Raw genomic sequence first — 15,345 nt, 5'->3', positions numbered from 1 at the left:
CGTGACTATCTATCCAACCATGCCACGACAGCGCCGGATGCCTACCCATGCAAATATGCTGCATGCCTGGGATGACGTTTCAGGTCGCCGGTGACCATGTCAGCGCGGGGGCCTGTTCAAAAACTGCCTTCGGGAGGAATCAGCCGGACTGGGAACGGGGACACATTGCAGGGCAACTGTCAGCGCTCGTCACATGATCCTGAAGCTGTGCATCTCCACCTGACACTTACCCATCTTGATCGGGTGCCGCTCATCGCTTTGTCGGGAGCGGGTTTATATTCTGGCTGCCAACTGGCAACCAGCGTGTCGATCAATGGTGCTTGCCGGCCTACTGTTTGATAAACGCCTGGCAAAGCCCCAAATGTCGTTGTTTCTGGGGGCTGCGCGATGGTGATGCGCCTGCTGTTTCCCCGGCTGCCTGTTACGCAGCTTTAGCGAATATAACAGCATTTTTTAAGTGCTTCAATTGCAAGAAAAAATGTATCATGCGCGGATGAATGAAAGCACAACTCCAGCAGCTCCCCCCGTACAGTTTGACCTCATCTCCGAGGACCTCGCGGGGCAGCGCATCGACAACTATCTGATCACTCGTCTCAAGGGCGCGCCGCGCACGCTGGTCTACCGGATCCTGCGCAAGGGCGAGGTGCGCGTCAATAAAGGAAGGGTCAAGCCGGACTACCGTTTGCAGGCGGGTGACAGCATACGTATACCGCCAGTACGCTTACCGGAACCCAATGAGCCAGCGCTGGTCGGTCAGGGCATTCTGCAGGCGTTGGAGCAGAACATTCTGTATGAGGACAAGGGGCTGATTGTTATCAACAAGCCCGCGGGTCTTGCCGTGCACGGTGGCAGTGGCCTCAATTTCGGTGTGATCGAGGCGATGCGCCAGTTGCGTCCCGATGTGCCGCAGATGGAGCTGGTACACCGGCTGGACCGCGACACCTCCGGCTGCCTGATGATCGCCAAGAAGCGCAGTATGCTCCGTCATCTGCATGCGGCATTACGCGGTGATGGCGTGCGCAAGTGCTATCTGGCACTGGTGCGCGGCCATTGGCCTGCTACCACGCGAAAAGTTCACGCGCCTCTGCAGAAGAATAATCTGCGGTCCGGCGAGCGAATGGTCGAGGTAAATGCCGAGGGCAAGGAATCTCTGACCGAGTTCAGCGTGGTTCAGCGCTTTGGCGATTTCGCCACTTTGGTGGAAGCTCGTCCGATTACCGGCCGTACCCACCAGATCCGTGTGCATGCTCGGCATGCCGGTCATGTGATTGCTGGCGATCCGAAATATGGAAGCGACGAATTTTCCCAGCAGATAAAAGAGCTGGGGGGTAAACGGCTCTTTCTGCATGCAGCCTCGCTGCATGTCGAGTTGCCCGACGGCACTCAGTTGGACGTGAAGGCCGAGCCTGGCCGCATGTGGGATGACACCCTGCGCAGGCTGGCCAATGCCTGAACTAAAAACACTGATCTTTGACTGGGATGGAACGCTGTGTGACTCCATCAGCCGGATTGTCGAGTCCATGGTGGCTGCGGCGAAGCTGACTGGTCTGGACGTGCCTTCCGAGCGGGCGGTGCGCGATATCATCGGCCTGGGTCTGCCCGAAGCTATAGCGATTCTGTTTCCTGGTCTGAATGAGCCCTGGTTGGTGGAGAAGCTGCGTCAGGAATACAGCGAACATTATGTGGCGCTTGAGCAGCAGCCAGCGAACTTGTTTCCCGGCGTGTTGGAAGCGCTGGACAGCTTCCGCTCGGCGGGGTTCAAGATGGCAGTGGCCACTGGCAAGAGTCGTCGCGGCCTGGATCGCGTTCTGGCTGCTCACGACTTGACGGGGTTTTTCGATATGACCCGCTGCGCCGATGAAACCCTGAGTAAACCGCATCCACGCATGCTGGAGGAAATTCTCAACCGACTGGAAACGCCGGCCAGTTGCGCGTTGATGCTCGGCGACAGCGAATTCGACATGCGCATGGCCCATGGTGCGAGGGTGCGGGCTATTGCCGCAACCTACGGCGCACAGTCCCGGGAACACCTGTTGCAAAGCCGCCCCGAGCATTGTATTGATGCTTTCAACGAATTTCCGGGCTTCGTTATGCCCGCGTCAAAGGCTGTGTAGCAGCAGAGGATAGATGATGTCACAGGATAAATGGACCGATGGTCCCATGCTCAATCGTGATCAGGCTCAGGCAGGCGCGAATAACGTCAAGGCCTGGGAACTGATCGAGCGCACCATGCTGGCTTCGGTCCAGGAGCAGCGCAGGGCGCGGCGTTGGGGTATCTTCTTCAAGCTGTTGATATTCATCTATCTGTTTGGCGGCATAGCATTGTTTTCACCTTTATTATCGATGGAAGGTGCCGCTTCCCTGGAGCCGCACACAGCCGTAATCGAGTTGCGTGGACCGATTGCTGACCAGCAGGAAGCCGGTGCCGATAATCTGATTACCAGTCTTCGCGAGGCCTTCGAAGACGAAAATACGCGCGGAATTGTGTTACGAATTAATAGCCCGGGCGGCAGTCCGGTACAATCCGGCTACGTGTACGATGAAATTGTGCGGCTCCGTGGCCTTTACCCTGATACGCGCGTTTACGCTGTCATTACCGATCTGGGGGCCTCCGGTGCCTATTATATCGCGGCTGCAGCTGATGAGATTTATGCTGACAAGGCGAGCCTGGTTGGATCCATAGGTGTTACTGCCGCGGGGTTCGGTTTTGTTGAGACCCTCGACAAGCTGGGCGTCGAGCGCCGCATTTATGCCTCCGGAGAACACAAAACCTTTCTCGATCCTTTCCAGCCCGAGAGGCCTGAAGAAACTGAGTTCTGGCAGGATGTGCTGGGAACCGTGCATCAGCAGTTTATCGATCAGGTCAAGGCGGGTCGTGGTGACAGACTCAAGGAGCACCCTGATATGTTCAGTGGTCTTATCTGGTCTGGTGAGCAGGCATTGGAGCTGGGTCTGATCGATGGCTTTGGCAGTACCTCGCAGGTTGCGCGTGAGGTGGTAGGGGTGGAAGAGTTAGTGGATTTCACTCACCGGGAGTCAGCATTCGAGCGTTTCGCTCGTCAGATAGGTGCGAGCATGGGCAATACGCTTTCGACTCATCTCGGTCTGAGTGCGCCTTTATTGCGTTAGGCGTACTCAGGGCAGGCTGAAGCCCTCCTGCATGAGCATGTCGCACAGCCTGATCAGAGGTAGCCCGATCAGGCTGTTGGGGTCCTCTCCACGCAGTGCGCGAAACAGCGTGATGCCCAGGCCCTCCATCTTGAAGCTGCCAGCGCAATCATAAGGTTGCTCGCGCTGCAGGTACCTGTCGATCTGCTCATCAGAGAGGTCCCGGAAAACTACGTCGAAAGGCTCTACGGCTATCTGATGGCTACCTGTCTGAGTGTTGAGCAGGCATAGTGCGGTTGAAAATCGCAGGGTTCTTCCGCTACAGCGTCGCAACTGTTGAGCAGCAGCCTGGTGGTTGCCGGGTTTGCTTACTGGAATGCCATCCAGCAGCAGCACCTGATCTGAACCGATAATCAGATGATTTGGCCAGGCCGGTGCGAGAGCTTGTGCCTTGGCAAGTGCCAGCCGCTGGGTCAGCTCTGCGGCACTCTCGCCGGGCGTAGGGGTCTCGTCGATGTCCGGGGCGGCCCATTTGAAGGGCAGGCCCAGGCGGGCGAGTAGCTCGCGGCGGTAGGGTGAGCCCGAGGCAAGTATCAGCGGCAGCATGGGTCTGTCCTGCGAGGATTGAATGGTCGACTATCCTAACCTCTGTGGCCAAGCCTTGCATAAATCTGCAAATAGTTTTGACAGCGGGGTGCATGATGCCTAGAATTGCGCGCTTATGTCTGGACCCATACCCGCACACATAGAGCCGCGCAAGCTGGTTGACCGTGAAATCGTTCTCGAGGGAACGGTGGCTGCCGTCAAGATGCCCAGGTTGAGCGCGCTTTTGGACGCCCCCGCAGGGGACGTTCAGGTCAAGCTCGCTTTCGCACGGGACGAGCAGGGTATTGCTACTCTGCACGGGCACTACCAGGCCGAGGTTGCGCTGATTTGTCAGCGTTGTCTCGAGCAGGTCGTGGTACCGCTCGATAGTCAGTGTGACGTGGGTTTTGTCGAAAGTGATGAGGCAGCCAAAAATCTGCCGAAGCACTACGAACCGGTTATTGTGGATGATGAACCCCTGGATCTGCATGCGCTGATCGAGGACGAACTGTTACTGGCTCTGCCACCAGTTCCGATGCATCCAATGGAAACATGCGAGCATCCTCCGGGCTATACCCCTGACCCGGTGGACGTTGAAGAACCGGCTGAAAAGCCCAACCCCTTCAGTGTGCTTGCATCGTTAAAACGTGATACCTGAAAAGCTTAGGAGCTTATCGCCATGGCAGTACAGCAGAACAAAAAGTCTCGTTCAGCACGCGGCATGCGCCGTTCACACGATGCGCTGTCTTCAGCAGCACTGTCTGTGGACAGCACCACCGGCGAGACTCACCTCCGTCACCATGTGACCCCAGATGGCTTCTACCGTGGCCGTCAGGTTGTCAACAAGGACAGCGAAGAGTAAGTCTTGTCCACGTCAATCCGCTTAGCGATTGATGTGATGGGCGGGGACTTCGGTCCCCGTTGCATTATCCCTGCGGTAGCCCGTAGCCTCCGGCAGATACCTGATCTGTACGTGCTTCTGGTTGGTGATGCCGAGCAGTTGGCGTCCCTATGTAACAAACATCGGCTTCCGTCCGGACGCATACGGTGTATTCCTACCACGCAAATCATTCATGCCAGCGATTCTCCTGCCAGCGTTCTGCGCCGCAAGCCGGATGCATCCATGCGCGTGGCTATCGAACAGGTGCGTGACGGGCATGCTGATGCCTGTCTGAGCGCCGGTAATACCGGTGCGCTAATGGTCCTGTCGCGCTCCATTCTTGGCACCCTAGATCAAATCGAGCGCCCTGCGATCATGGCTGCGCTGCCGGTGGCGGGTAAAGCCTGCTATCTGCTTGATCTGGGTGCCAATGTGGATTGCACTGCGCTGCAGCTCGTCCAGTTTGCCGTGATGGGGTCCGAGGCCGCACGTGAGTTATCCGGGCTGCAGGAGCCGCGCGTTGGTTTGTTGAACATAGGTAGTGAAGTCAACAAGGGCAGTCAGCGGGTACGAGAGGCCAGCGAATTGCTGCGCCAGCACGCCTCGCTTAATTACGTCGGTCACGTGGAGGGCGACGGCCTGTTCCGGGGTGATGCGGATGTGGTGGTCTGTGACGGTTTTGTGGGCAATGTGGTGCTCAAGGCCAGCGAGGGGCTGGCCAGTTATATGCAGGAAGAGCTTCGCCAGGCGCTGACAGCCAACCTGTTATTGCGTTGCCTTTCACCCCTGTTGCGTCTCGCCCTGCGGCCCATGAATCGGCGGCACGATCCCGGTTGCTACAATGGCGCTAGCTTGCTTGGTCTCAAGGGGGTCGTGGTCAAGAGCCACGGAGGTGCCGACGAAGATGCTTTTACAGCGGCCATTGACCGCGCAGCCCAGGCCGGCCGAAGCAACCTTCCTCAGCATATTGCCCGTCGGCTCGGGTCGGCCGGACCTGGCAGCCCGTGACATATGGGCGGGTTAATCTGTGACCCGTGCAGGTCCGTGGCCATCCAAACAATTACTAGCAAATGGCTAACAGCGAATATGACAATAAACGAGGATGATGGAATGTCTCAAACCCTTGCATTTGTTTTTCCCGGTCAGGGCTCGCAGGCAGTTGGCATGCTTGCCTCGCTTGCTCAGGAGCACAGCCAGATCACCGAGACCTTTGTCGAAGCCTCCGAGGTGCTCGGCTATGATCTCTGGGCGCTCTGTCAGGATGGGCCGGAAGCCGATCTGAACCGTACCGATCGTACTCAGCCGGCGATTCTGGCGGCCTCCGTCGCGCTCTGGCGCCTCTGGTGCTCAACTAATCCTGTCCGCCCGGCATATGTTGCTGGCCACAGCCTGGGTGAGTATTCCGCTTTGGTGGCAGCAGAGGTAATCAGCTTTGCTGATGCGTTGCGACTGGTCGAGCGTCGCGGCCAGTTGATGCAGCAGGCCGTGCCTGAAGGGCAGGGCGGTATGGCTGCCATTCTGGGGCTGGAAGACAATCAGATTGTTGATATCTGTGCTCAGGCAGCCCAGGGAGAAGTAGTCAGCGCTGTCAACTTCAATGCGCCGGGCCAGGTGGTTATAGCCGGTCAGGCCAGCGCTGTTGAGCGCGCTATTGAACAGTGCAAGGCAGCTGGCGCCAAGCGTGCTATTGCGCTACCGGTCAGCGTGCCCTCGCACTGTGCCCTGATGAAGCCGGCTGCAGAGCAGTTGAGCACTGATCTGGACGTACTGAGCTGGCGAGAGCCGCAGATCATCCTAGTGCAGAACGTATCGGCCCGGCCTGCTGCTGACCTGGATAGCTTGCGTCAGCAGCTGGTTGAGCAACTTTACAATCCGGTACGCTGGGTGGAGAGCATTGAATGGATGGCTGCCCAGGGCGTTACCGATTTGGTCGAGTGTGGACCCGGACGCGTTTTATCAGGCTTGAACAAGCGCTGCGTCAAGGGTATTGGTACCCACAATCTTGATTCGGCAGAGGCTTTCACCGCTGCCAGCAATACGTTAAAGCAAGGAGCCTGACTATGAGTATCGAAGGAAAAGTGGCACTGGTTACCGGCGCCAGCCGGGGTATCGGGCAGGCAATCGCCCACGCGCTCGCTGCCAAGGGAGCGATCGTTGTTGGCACTGCAACCACTGATTCCGGTGCAGCCGCGATTGCCGAAAAGCTCCATGCTGCCGGATACCAGGGTGCAGGAATGAAGCTGGATGTGCGTGATCCTCAGTCGGTATCCGAGGTGTTGGAGCGCATCAGCAAAGAGTTCGCGGCTCCGGCAATTCTGGTCAATAATGCGGGCATCACCAGCGATAATCTGCTTATGCGCATGAAAGATGACGAGTGGGACGACGTCGTCGGTACCAACCTGGGCTCGGTCTTCAGGTTGTCAAAAGCGGTACTGCGGGGTATGACCAAGGCTCGCTGGGGGCGTATCATCAACATCAGCTCTGTGGTGGCGGGCATGGGTAACGCCGGTCAATCCAATTACGCAGCATCCAAGGCGGGCATGGAAGGCTTTACCCGTGCCCTGGCCCGCGAGGTTGGCTCTCGCTCGATTACGGTCAATGCGGTGGCGCCGGGCTTTATTGACACCGACATGACCAAGGCATTGAATGAAGGCCAGCGCTCTGCGATGCTCGAGCAGATCCCGCTGGGTCGTCTTGGTCAGGCCGAAGAAATCGCCGCAGCAGTCGAATTTCTGACTGGTGAGTCGGCCGGTTACATTACCGGCGCGGTTATTCCGGTGAACGGCGGCATGTTTATGAGCTAAGATGTAACCCCTCTGGCATGGGCTTTTGCGCCCTCCAGACTGGAACAGATTTTACGCGGTGAGGGCCTGCTGGCCTTTACCTCTTTGAGATAGAAACGATTGATGCTTGAAATAACGTAAATTGTTTCTATAAACTACGCGCAGTCCGGCTTTCCGGAACTGCAACCAGGAGTGAGAACAAGGTATGAGTACCATCGAAGAACGCGTCAAGAAAATCGTTGCCGAGCAGCTCGGCGTCAAAGAAGAAGAAGTGACCAACAGCGCTTCTTTTGTTGAAGACCTTGGCGCTGACTCGCTTGATACCGTTGAGCTGGTCATGGCTCTCGAGGAAGAATTCGAGACCGAGATCCCGGATGAAGATGCCGAGAAAATCACCACCGTTCAAGAAGCCATCGACTACGTGAATGCTCACCAGAAGTAATCACAAAGTCAGCTGACTGAATACAAAAAAGCCGCAGTTCTTTCCTTGAACTGCGGCTTTTTTGCATCCATTTCACCATGAGCCGCTGCTTACTTCGGTTGCTGTTATTGCCGAGTGCGCCCTTTATGCGGACAATACCGTCCGATTGCCGCGAGATTATGTACTGTCTCGTCATCCCTGAGAGTTGAATAAGGAGCATCCTGTGTCGCGCAGACGCGTCGTGGTAACCGGCCTTGGCATGTTGACCCCTTTGGGCAACACGGTGGACAGCAGTTGGCAGGCAGCCCTGGCGGGCAAGAGCGGTATCGGGCCTATCGAGCATATGGATGTGAGTGCCTTTGGCACGCGCTTCGGCGGATCAATCCGCGAGTTCGATATCGAGCCGTACATGGCGCCCAAGGAGGCGCGCAAGCTTGATCTGTTCATCCAGTATGGTATTGCTGCCTGCATCCAGGCGCTCACCGACTCGGGCGTGGAGGTTACCGACGACAATCGCGACCGGATCGGCGTTTCCATGGGGTCGGGAATTGGTGGCCTGACCAATATCGAGAAGAATCACGAGTTGTTGCTGGCCAGTGGGCCGCGGCGCATTTCACCGTTTTTCGTGCCCGGCTCGATCATCAACATGGTTGCCGGTTACTTCTCCATACAGTACGGCCTGCAAGGCCCGAACTATGCACTGACTACAGCCTGTACCACAGGTACCCACAGCATCGGCATGGCCGCCCGCAATATTGCCTACGGTGAAGCGGACGTGATGATTACCGGTGGTTCGGAGATGGCTACCAGTGGTCTGGGTCTGGGGGGGTTCAGCGCTGCCCGGGCACTCTCCACGCGCAATGATGCCCCGACGGCTGCCAGCCGGCCATGGGACCGCGACCGGGACGGTTTTGTCTTGTCCGATGGTTCCGGGGCACTGGTGCTCGAGGAGTACGAACATGCCAAGGCACGTGGCGCACACATTTACGCCGAACTTATCGGCTTTGGCATGAGCGGCGATGCCTATCACATGACCGCACCCCCGGAAGATGGACGTGGTGGTGCAAAGTGCATGACCAATGCACTGCGTGATGCCGGTGTGGATCCTTCGGCAGTCGGTTATATCAACGCCCACGGTACCTCTACCTCGGCAGGCGACTTGGCGGAGACGCGCGCGGTCAAAACGGTGTTTGGCGACCATGCTCAGGCATTGGCGATCAGCTCCACCAAGTCCATGACCGGCCATTTGCTTGGTGCGGCCGGGGCCGTCGAAGCGATTTTCAGTATTCTGGCTCTGCGTGATCAGGTAGCACCGCCAACCATCAATCTCGATAATCCCGATGAGGGCTGTGATCTGGATTATGTGGCTCATGAGGCTCAGCAGCGTTCTCTTGAGGTCGTGGTGTCCAATTCATTCGGCTTTGGTGGCACCAACGGCAGTCTGGTGTTCCGTCGTCTCTGATGGCGGACCCAAGTCTGGATAATTTGCAGTTGCCGCAAACGATGGTCAACGGTCAGCAGCGTAGCGAGGTGTCGGTGCTGGACCGAGGCCTTGCCTATGGTGACGGCCTGTTTGAAACCATGCGCGTCGTTGACGGACGCATTGCGTTGCTCGACTACCATCTGGCCCGGTTACGTCGTGGTCTGTTGGCCCTGAAGATGGATGCAGATCAGACTGCCATTATCTCGGAGCTCAATGCGCTGGCGGGGCAACTGGGTGATGGTGTTCTCAAGATGACCCTGACCCGGGGGATTGGAAAGCGGGGCTACGGCATTCCTGCACAGGCCCAGCCCACGCGCATCTGTCAGAGTTTTGCCCCCACGGGTTACCCCATTGAAAATGCCCGCACCGGTATCAGGTTGTTCGAATGCCAGACACGCCTGGCCGTTCAGCCCCTGCTGGCCGGAATCAAGCACCTGAACCGTCTCGAGCAGGTGCTCGCGCGAAGCGAATGGTCCGATTCCATCCATGCTGAGGGTATGGTGCGCGATACACTGGGGAACGTGATCGAATGCACCATGAGCAACCTGTTCATGCTTCACGGAGAACGCTGGGTGACGCCTGATCTGTCCGGGTGTGGAGTGCAGGGGGTCATGCGTGATTACCTGATTGACCGGTTGGGGCAGGCCGGTGAGTCGGTTGAAGTCAGAAAAGTCGACTTTTCGACCTTGCTTGAGAGCACCGAAGTATTCTGCTGCAACAGCCTTTACGGTGTCTGGCCGGTAATTGGCCTGGCGGATACAAGCTGGTCGATCGGATCCCGAACACGCCAGGCGCAGCGTCTGGCAGAGCAGGTGATAAAGTGAAGTTGATTCTGCGTATTGTCCGTTTACTTATTGTTTTATCGGTTTTTTCTTTTCTTGCTGTGGGGCTTTGGGCGTATCTGACCCTTGAGGATGTGCTGGAGCAACCTGTTCGTGTGGATGAGCCCGTCAGTCTGGATGTAGTGCCGGGAAGTACACCAGCCAGGGTTCTTGCGAACCTCGAGAATGACGGTCGGATTGATCGGGCCCAGTGGCTGCGTCGTTACTGGCAATGGCAGATGCCCGATTCGGTGCTGCAGGTCGGGGAGTATCAGCTTGAGCCCGGCATGTCAGCTGCGGAGCTTCTGCGCCGGCTGGATGCCGGTGAGGTAGTGCGACGCAGCGTGACGCTGGTTGAAGGCTGGAACTTCCAGCAGGTTCGCGCACAGCTGGCCAAGGCGGAGCGCCTTGAGCAGTCACTGGATCCGCAGGCGAGCAACGAGCAGGTCATGACGACATTGGGTCTGGAGGGGGTACATCCGGAGGGTCGGTTTTTCCCCGATACCTACCAGTACACCTTCGGCATGAGTGACCGTGACATTCTGCTCAGGTCCTACCAGCGCATGGAAGAGGTGTTGGCTGATGTCTGGCAGAAGCGGGCTGACGATCTGCCGGTCAAGACGCCCTACGAGGCGCTGATACTGGCCTCGATCATCGAGCGGGAAACAGGGGTGCCGCAGGAGCGTGGCGAAATTGCCGGTGTCTTTACCCGACGCCTGCGGATTGGCATGCGCCTGCAGACTGACCCGACGGTTATCTATGGCATGGGCGATGCCTACCAGGGCAACATCCGGCGCAGTGATTTGCGCCGACCCACTGCCTACAACACCTACACTATTGACGGATTGCCGCCGACACCTATCGCCATGCCGGGCCGCGGAGCGCTGGAAGCGGCGGTGAATCCGAAATCCGGGACTAGTCTCTATTTCGTTGCCCGCGGCGATGGCAGTCATGTGTTCTCTGACTCCCTGCGCGAGCACAACCGTGCTGTTCAGCAATACCAGATACGGCAGCGGGCCGAGAGCTACAGGTCGAGCCCGGCGGCATCGGGCGGCACAGGGGAGAGTGCAGAATGAGCGGGCTGTTCATCACGTTCGAGGGGCCGGAAGGGGCAGGCAAGTCGACCAATTTGCAGCTCTTTGCCGCGGCGTTGCGCGAGTCTGGCTGTGATCCGCTATTGACCCGCGAGCCGGGTGGTACGCCGATTGCCGAGAAGATTCGTGAGGTGCTGCTTAGCCACCACGATGAGCCCATGTGCTCGGATGCAGAGCTGCTGTTGATGTTTGCGGCGCGTGCGCAGCATATCGATCGTCTTATTCGTCCAGCCCTGGACAGGGGCCAGGTGGTGATCAGTGACCGGTTTACAGATGCTACCTATGCCTATCAGGGCGGTGGCCGCGGAATAGCGGTCCAGCGTATTGCCGCACTTGAGGAATGGGTCCAGGGCCCCTTGCGTCCGGACCTGACTGTTGTTTTCGATGTGCCCGTTGCAGTTGGTATGCAGCGAGCCCGGGCGCGCAGTGAGCTGGATCGTTTTGAAGTGGAGCAAACGGCGTTTTTCGAGGCGGTTCGTCAGACCTACCTTGAACGTGCCTCGGCAGATCCGGGCCGTTACCGGATAATCGACGCCAGTGGTACGCTCGATCAGGTTGCCCAGGCTATGCGGCCTCTGGTTGCTCAGGTCTTGGAGCAATGGCATGCCTGAGATCGCCTTTCCCTGGCAGCAGGAGGTCTGGTCGCAGTTGACCGAGCAGCAGGAGCACGCCCACGCCTACCTGTTCAGCGGGTTGCCGGGCGTAGGTAAACGGCGCTTCGCCCATGCGTTTGCTGCTTTTCTGTTATGCGAAAAACCCGCCCAGGGCATGGCATGCGGGCGCTGTCGCAGTTGCCTGCTGCGCGAAGCCGGTACCCACCCGGACCTGCTTTTGATCACGCCGGAGGAGGAAGGCAAAGCAATTCGTGTCGATGCTATCAGGCAGTTGGTCGACTTTATGGGGCAGACAGCGCAGCAGGGAGGTAGCAAAGTCATTGTTCTGCATCCAGCCGAGGCGATGAACCAGAACGCGGCCAACGCCTTGCTCAAGTCACTCGAAGAACCGACTGCCGCGACCTATCTGCTGTTGGTCACCGATCAGCCGGGGCGGCTGCTGCCAACAGTGCGCAGTCGCTGCCGCGCTCAGCGGCTGCCGACTCCCGCGCGGGAATCAGCACTCGCCTGGCTGGCAGAAAGCGTGCCTGAGTTAGGTGCCGAACAGCGACTGGTACTCTTGCAGATGGCAGCAGGTGCCCCCCTGCGCGCAGCCGCGTTGCATGAAATGGATGCGGTGCAGTTGCGCATGGGCGTGGTTGACAACATTAAGGCATTACTCAAGGACAAACAGTCTCCCAGCCAGGTAGCCGAAAGCTGGGCAAAAATTCCCCTTGAACTGCTGATCGACTGGTTTTGCAGCTGGACGCTGGATTTGCTCAAACTGCATACGGGTGCCATTACGCACGCGGAGAACGGCGACATGGATGTGGTGCTTGGTTACATGGCCAAACATGTTCAAGCGCAAGAGTTGATGCAGTGGCAGGACTGGTTGCTCGCCCATCGGTCGATGACCCTGGGCAAGGCGAACCTCAACCGGGGGCTGTTTCTCGAGACCTTGTTGCTAGAGTGGAAACAGTTGCTGAAAAAGCGTTAACCTGCAGACATTATTGATCAGGATGAATCTAACATGAGTAATCCGACCGCCCCCGGTCCGCGCAACGGAATCCTGTCCCTGACCATCAAGGACAAGTCGGTTCTGTACGCGGCCTATATGCCTTTCGTGAAGCACGGTGGGCTTTTCATTCCGACCAACAAGAGCTATCGGCTCAGCGATGAGGTCTTCATGTTGCTCAACCTGATGGATGAGCCCGAGAAGATCCCGGTGGCTGGAAAGGTTATCTGGATCACACCAAAGGGCGCCCAGGGTAACCGGGCAGCGGGAATCGGCGTGCAGTTCAGTGATCAGGACAACACCGCGCGCAGCAAGATCGAAACCTACCTCGCTGGCGCACTCAAGTCCGACCGGCCCACCCATACGATGTAATCTGGGTTTCCATGCTGATTGACTCTCACTGCCATCTCGACCGTTTGGATCTCACCTCCCATGCAGGTTCACTTGATGCCGCGCTGGATGCGGCGCGGGCCAAAGGCGTGGGCAAGTTTCTCTGTATCGGCGTGGATGCTGCCAATGCCTCGGTGGTAAAGGGGCTGGCGGAGCGTTATTCCGATGTGTACTGCAGTGTGGGTGTGCATCCTCTGGATCTGGCCGATGCACAACTCACCGAGCTCGACTGGCTGATCGGGGAGCTTGATCACCCGCGGGTTGTTGCCATTGGCGAAACCGGCCTGGATTATCATTACCAGCCTGATATGGCGGAACAGCAGAAACGCTCTTTTCAGTGCCATCTGACAGCTGCCAGGCAGACCGGCAAGCCGGTGATCATTCACACTCGGGCAGCGCGGCAGGACACTCTGGATCTGCTACGCGAGGCCGATCTGGCTGAAACCGGCGTGTTGCACTGCTTTACCGAGGACTGGGATATGGCGCGCCAAGCGCTGGACCTCGGTTATTACATTTCCTTGTCGGGTATTGTCACCTTTCGCAATGCCGACGCACTTAGAGATGTAGCGCGCCGTGTACCCAATGATCGGCTGCTGGTTGAAACCGACTCTCCCTATCTGGCTCCGGTCCCCCATCGGGGCAAACCCAACGAGCCCCAGTTTGTCTGTGAGGTAGCCGCATTCGTGGCGGATATCCGCGGTGAGCCCCTCGACACACTATGGCAGAACACCACGGATAACTTTCATCGGCTGTTTCCTCTGGCCAGGTGATCTGGCGGTCAGACGCAAAAAAAACCCGAATACTGGGGGAAGTATCCGGGTCAAGACCATTAGGAGTGTTGCGAGGTCGGGCGTGGCCCAACCATTTCAGGCCTTGCGCCTGGGGGAGCGCGTCAACCTGATGTCTTCAGTATTGCCCAGATTCCGCAGTCCGCCAGCCCTTTGTTCCCCTTTCATAAACCGATTTGGAATACGCGCACGGCATTTTATCGTCAACTGTTGTTAGCTCGCGGTCGGGCAGTTTTTTTTGCTGTAACTATACTGTCACGGTCATGACTTAGTTTCCGGGAACCAACGACGATAAAAGGAAGTACATCATGCGTTTGAAACAGATGCTCGTACCTGCCGTAATCACCCTTGCCATGCCGTTTTCCGCCATTGCTGAAGAGCTGCGTTTGCTCACCTGGGGCGGTTATGCCCCCGAGGAAGTGATCAGCCAATTCGAAGAGCAAACCGGCATTGATGTGCAGGTAACCCTGTCCAACAACGAGGACATGATTTCCAAACTGCGTGCCACCGGCGGCTCGGGTTTTGATCTGGCGCAGCCCAGTCAGGATCGGATCACCAGTGCCCAGCAGGAATATCGGATCTACAAGCCGATGGACACCAGCAAAATAGACTCCTCCCTATTTATCCCCTCCATGCTGGCAGCCACCAAGGCCAACACCGAACTGGATGGTGACATCTATGCGGTCCCCCATGTGTGGGGCACAACGGGCCTGATTGTGCACGACAGTGTACGGGGTCAGGTGAACAGCTTCGCAGACCTGTGCAAGCCGGAATTGGCAGGCCGGGTCTCCTACCGCTTGCGTCGGCCAATGCTGATCGGTATGGCGTTCTCCATGGGCGAGGACCCCTTCGCGGCCTACGACGATCCCGTAGCCTATGAGGCAATGATGACGCGTGTGCAGGAAAAGCTGATTGCCTGCAAACCCAACGTGAAAACCTACTGGACCGGGGGTGACGAACTGATCAACCTGGTTGCATCAGGCGAAGTGGTTGCGGCCAAGGGCTGGGATGCAGGCGGCTGGAAGCTCCAGGCCGAGAATCCGGAAATCAGCTTTGTGGCGCCTGCCAGCGGTGCGCTGGGTTGGATCGATACCTTTGCATTGCCGCGTCGTGGGGCCAATGATGAAGCGGCCTACAAGTGGATCAACTTTGTTATGCAGCCCGAAATTGCGGCAATGATTACCCAGTCGGCGGGTAATTTCACCGCATCCCGGGGCGCTGAAGCCTTTGTCGATGCAAAGCTGAAAAACAGTTTCGAGAGCAGCTTCGACGAAGCGGCACTGGAGAATATCAAGTGGTATCCACCGGTTCCGCCGGGCCTGGAAACCATTGAAGGGCGTATTCTCGATCGCGTTAGCGCCGCGAACTGACATTGATTCCGGTC

General features: G+C 57.7%; 18 protein-coding genes. 17 read left to right on the top strand and 1 reads right to left on the bottom strand.

Annotation, left to right across the window (positions count from 1 at the left end; all coding sequences use genetic code 11):
• Nucleotides 1–493: 493 nt before the first annotated feature.
• From rluC to IEV54_RS11815, 3 genes are read left to right on the top strand one after another with little or no spacing between them, the layout of a single operon-like run.
• Nucleotides 494–1,453 carry a 23S rRNA pseudouridine(955/2504/2580) synthase RluC gene (rluC, locus tag IEV54_RS11825; RefSeq protein ID WP_150276782.1) on the top strand — a complete coding sequence of 320 codons (960 nt, stop codon included), beginning with the start codon at nucleotides 494–496 and terminating at the stop codon, nucleotides 1,451–1,453.
• Complete coding sequence (locus IEV54_RS11820) at nucleotides 1,446–2,114, top strand: HAD-IA family hydrolase (RefSeq protein WP_150276783.1); 669 nt, start codon at nucleotides 1,446–1,448, stop codon at nucleotides 2,112–2,114. Before rluC ends, IEV54_RS11820 begins: the two co-directional genes overlap by 8 nt.
• A gap of 46 nt (nucleotides 2,115–2,160) precedes the next feature.
• A complete protein-coding gene (locus IEV54_RS11815; protein WP_150277101.1) occupies nucleotides 2,161–3,129 on the top strand; it encodes a S49 family peptidase in 969 nt (322 codons plus the stop codon).
• A gap of 6 nt (nucleotides 3,130–3,135) precedes the next feature.
• On the opposite strand, the gene IEV54_RS11810 is transcribed toward IEV54_RS11815, so the two are convergent.
• The gene (locus IEV54_RS11810) at nucleotides 3,136–3,714 is read right to left on the bottom strand and encodes a Maf family protein (RefSeq protein WP_150276784.1); all 579 of its coding nucleotides are present in this window, start codon (nucleotides 3,712–3,714) and stop codon (nucleotides 3,136–3,138) included.
• Between the two features lie 115 nt (nucleotides 3,715–3,829).
• On the opposite strand from IEV54_RS11810, the gene IEV54_RS11805 reads away from it, so the two are divergent.
• The 14 genes from IEV54_RS11805 to IEV54_RS11740 all read left to right on the top strand — a co-directional run bounded on the left by IEV54_RS11805 (nucleotide 3,830) and on the right by IEV54_RS11740 (nucleotide 15,331).
• The gene (locus IEV54_RS11805; RefSeq protein ID WP_150276785.1) at nucleotides 3,830–4,351 is read left to right on the top strand and encodes a YceD family protein; all 522 of its coding nucleotides are present in this window, start codon (nucleotides 3,830–3,832) and stop codon (nucleotides 4,349–4,351) included.
• Nucleotides 4,352–4,372: 21 nt separating this feature from the next.
• Nucleotides 4,373–4,555 (top strand): 50S ribosomal protein L32, encoded by a 183-nt coding sequence (rpmF, locus tag IEV54_RS11800; protein WP_150276786.1) that lies wholly within the window; start codon nucleotides 4,373–4,375, stop codon nucleotides 4,553–4,555.
• Nucleotides 4,556–4,558: 3 nt separating this feature from the next.
• Nucleotides 4,559–5,581: a phosphate acyltransferase PlsX gene (plsX, locus tag IEV54_RS11795; RefSeq protein ID WP_150276787.1), complete on the top strand. Its 1,023-nt coding sequence runs from the start codon at nucleotides 4,559–4,561 to the stop codon at nucleotides 5,579–5,581.
• A gap of 102 nt (nucleotides 5,582–5,683) precedes the next feature.
• Nucleotides 5,684–6,631, top strand: coding sequence for an ACP S-malonyltransferase (gene fabD, locus IEV54_RS11790; RefSeq protein ID WP_150276788.1), 948 nt, complete (start codon nucleotides 5,684–5,686; stop codon nucleotides 6,629–6,631).
• Between the two features lie 2 nt (nucleotides 6,632–6,633).
• Nucleotides 6,634–7,377 (top strand): 3-oxoacyl-ACP reductase FabG, encoded by a 744-nt coding sequence (gene fabG, locus IEV54_RS11785; RefSeq protein ID WP_150276789.1) that lies wholly within the window; start codon nucleotides 6,634–6,636, stop codon nucleotides 7,375–7,377.
• A gap of 184 nt (nucleotides 7,378–7,561) precedes the next feature.
• Nucleotides 7,562–7,798 carry an acyl carrier protein gene (gene acpP, locus IEV54_RS11780; protein ID WP_092385036.1) on the top strand — a complete coding sequence of 79 codons (237 nt, stop codon included), beginning with the start codon at nucleotides 7,562–7,564 and terminating at the stop codon, nucleotides 7,796–7,798.
• Nucleotides 7,799–8,000: 202 nt separating this feature from the next.
• Nucleotides 8,001–9,239 carry a beta-ketoacyl-ACP synthase II gene (gene fabF, locus IEV54_RS11775; RefSeq protein WP_150276790.1) on the top strand — a complete coding sequence of 413 codons (1,239 nt, stop codon included), beginning with the start codon at nucleotides 8,001–8,003 and terminating at the stop codon, nucleotides 9,237–9,239.
• Complete coding sequence (gene pabC, locus IEV54_RS11770; RefSeq protein ID WP_373286446.1) at nucleotides 9,239–10,084, top strand: aminodeoxychorismate lyase; 846 nt, start codon at nucleotides 9,239–9,241, stop codon at nucleotides 10,082–10,084. Before fabF ends, pabC begins: the two co-directional genes overlap by 1 nt.
• A 2-nt stretch (nucleotides 10,085–10,086) precedes the next feature.
• Complete coding sequence (mltG, locus tag IEV54_RS11765) at nucleotides 10,087–11,157, top strand: endolytic transglycosylase MltG (RefSeq protein ID WP_188434452.1); 1,071 nt, start codon at nucleotides 10,087–10,089, stop codon at nucleotides 11,155–11,157.
• Nucleotides 11,154–11,786: a dTMP kinase gene (tmk, locus tag IEV54_RS11760; RefSeq protein ID WP_150276791.1), complete on the top strand. Its 633-nt coding sequence runs from the start codon at nucleotides 11,154–11,156 to the stop codon at nucleotides 11,784–11,786. The genes mltG and tmk overlap by 4 nt, the downstream gene beginning before the upstream one ends.
• Nucleotides 11,779–12,765 (top strand): DNA polymerase III subunit delta', encoded by a 987-nt coding sequence (locus IEV54_RS11755; protein ID WP_150276792.1) that lies wholly within the window; start codon nucleotides 11,779–11,781, stop codon nucleotides 12,763–12,765. Before tmk ends, IEV54_RS11755 begins: the two co-directional genes overlap by 8 nt.
• Nucleotides 12,766–12,798: 33 nt before the next feature.
• Nucleotides 12,799–13,155 carry a PilZ domain-containing protein gene (locus IEV54_RS11750; protein ID WP_150276793.1) on the top strand — a complete coding sequence of 119 codons (357 nt, stop codon included), beginning with the start codon at nucleotides 12,799–12,801 and terminating at the stop codon, nucleotides 13,153–13,155.
• Between the two features lie 11 nt (nucleotides 13,156–13,166).
• A complete protein-coding gene (locus IEV54_RS11745; RefSeq protein ID WP_150276794.1) occupies nucleotides 13,167–13,943 on the top strand; it encodes a TatD family hydrolase in 777 nt (258 codons plus the stop codon).
• A 326-nt stretch (nucleotides 13,944–14,269) separates the two neighbouring features.
• Nucleotides 14,270–15,331, top strand: a complete 1,062-nt coding sequence (locus IEV54_RS11740; RefSeq protein WP_150276795.1) for an extracellular solute-binding protein — start codon at nucleotides 14,270–14,272, stop codon at nucleotides 15,329–15,331.
• Nucleotides 15,332–15,345 lie beyond the last annotated feature (14 nt).

Origin of the sequence: Halopseudomonas salina, from assembly GCF_014637955.1 — a bacterium.
Lineage (GTDB): Bacteria > Pseudomonadota > Gammaproteobacteria > Pseudomonadales > Pseudomonadaceae > Halopseudomonas > Halopseudomonas salina.
This window is presented reverse-complemented; position numbering and strand designations above follow the sequence as displayed.

What these genes read in the sequence shown, in the direction of transcription:
- IEV54_RS11815 (WP_150277101.1), top strand. Translation starts at nt 2,161, where the DNA reads ATGCTCAATCGTGATCAGGCTCAGGCAGGCGCGAATAACGTCAAGGCC.
- IEV54_RS11750 (WP_150276793.1), top strand. Translation starts at nt 12,799, where the DNA reads ATGAGTAATCCGACCGCCCCCGGTCCGCGCAACGGAATCCTGTCCCTG.
- IEV54_RS11810 (WP_150276784.1), bottom strand. Translation starts at nt 3,714, where the DNA reads ATGCTGCCGCTGATACTTGCCTCGGGCTCACCCTACCGCCGCGAGCTA.
- acpP (WP_092385036.1), top strand. Translation starts at nt 7,562, where the DNA reads ATGAGTACCATCGAAGAACGCGTCAAGAAAATCGTTGCCGAGCAGCTC.
- pabC (WP_373286446.1), top strand. Translation starts at nt 9,239, where the DNA reads ATGGCGGACCCAAGTCTGGATAATTTGCAGTTGCCGCAAACGATGGTC.
- IEV54_RS11745 (WP_150276794.1), top strand. Translation starts at nt 13,167, where the DNA reads ATGCTGATTGACTCTCACTGCCATCTCGACCGTTTGGATCTCACCTCC.
- IEV54_RS11755 (WP_150276792.1), top strand. Translation starts at nt 11,779, where the DNA reads ATGCCTGAGATCGCCTTTCCCTGGCAGCAGGAGGTCTGGTCGCAGTTG.
- fabD (WP_150276788.1), top strand. Translation starts at nt 5,684, where the DNA reads ATGTCTCAAACCCTTGCATTTGTTTTTCCCGGTCAGGGCTCGCAGGCA.
- rluC (WP_150276782.1), top strand. Translation starts at nt 494, where the DNA reads ATGAATGAAAGCACAACTCCAGCAGCTCCCCCCGTACAGTTTGACCTC.
- IEV54_RS11805 (WP_150276785.1), top strand. Translation starts at nt 3,830, where the DNA reads ATGTCTGGACCCATACCCGCACACATAGAGCCGCGCAAGCTGGTTGAC.
- IEV54_RS11740 (WP_150276795.1), top strand. Translation starts at nt 14,270, where the DNA reads ATGCGTTTGAAACAGATGCTCGTACCTGCCGTAATCACCCTTGCCATG.
- IEV54_RS11820 (WP_150276783.1), top strand. Translation starts at nt 1,446, where the DNA reads ATGCCTGAACTAAAAACACTGATCTTTGACTGGGATGGAACGCTGTGT.
- tmk (WP_150276791.1), top strand. Translation starts at nt 11,154, where the DNA reads ATGAGCGGGCTGTTCATCACGTTCGAGGGGCCGGAAGGGGCAGGCAAG.
- fabG (WP_150276789.1), top strand. Translation starts at nt 6,634, where the DNA reads ATGAGTATCGAAGGAAAAGTGGCACTGGTTACCGGCGCCAGCCGGGGT.
- rpmF (WP_150276786.1), top strand. Translation starts at nt 4,373, where the DNA reads ATGGCAGTACAGCAGAACAAAAAGTCTCGTTCAGCACGCGGCATGCGC.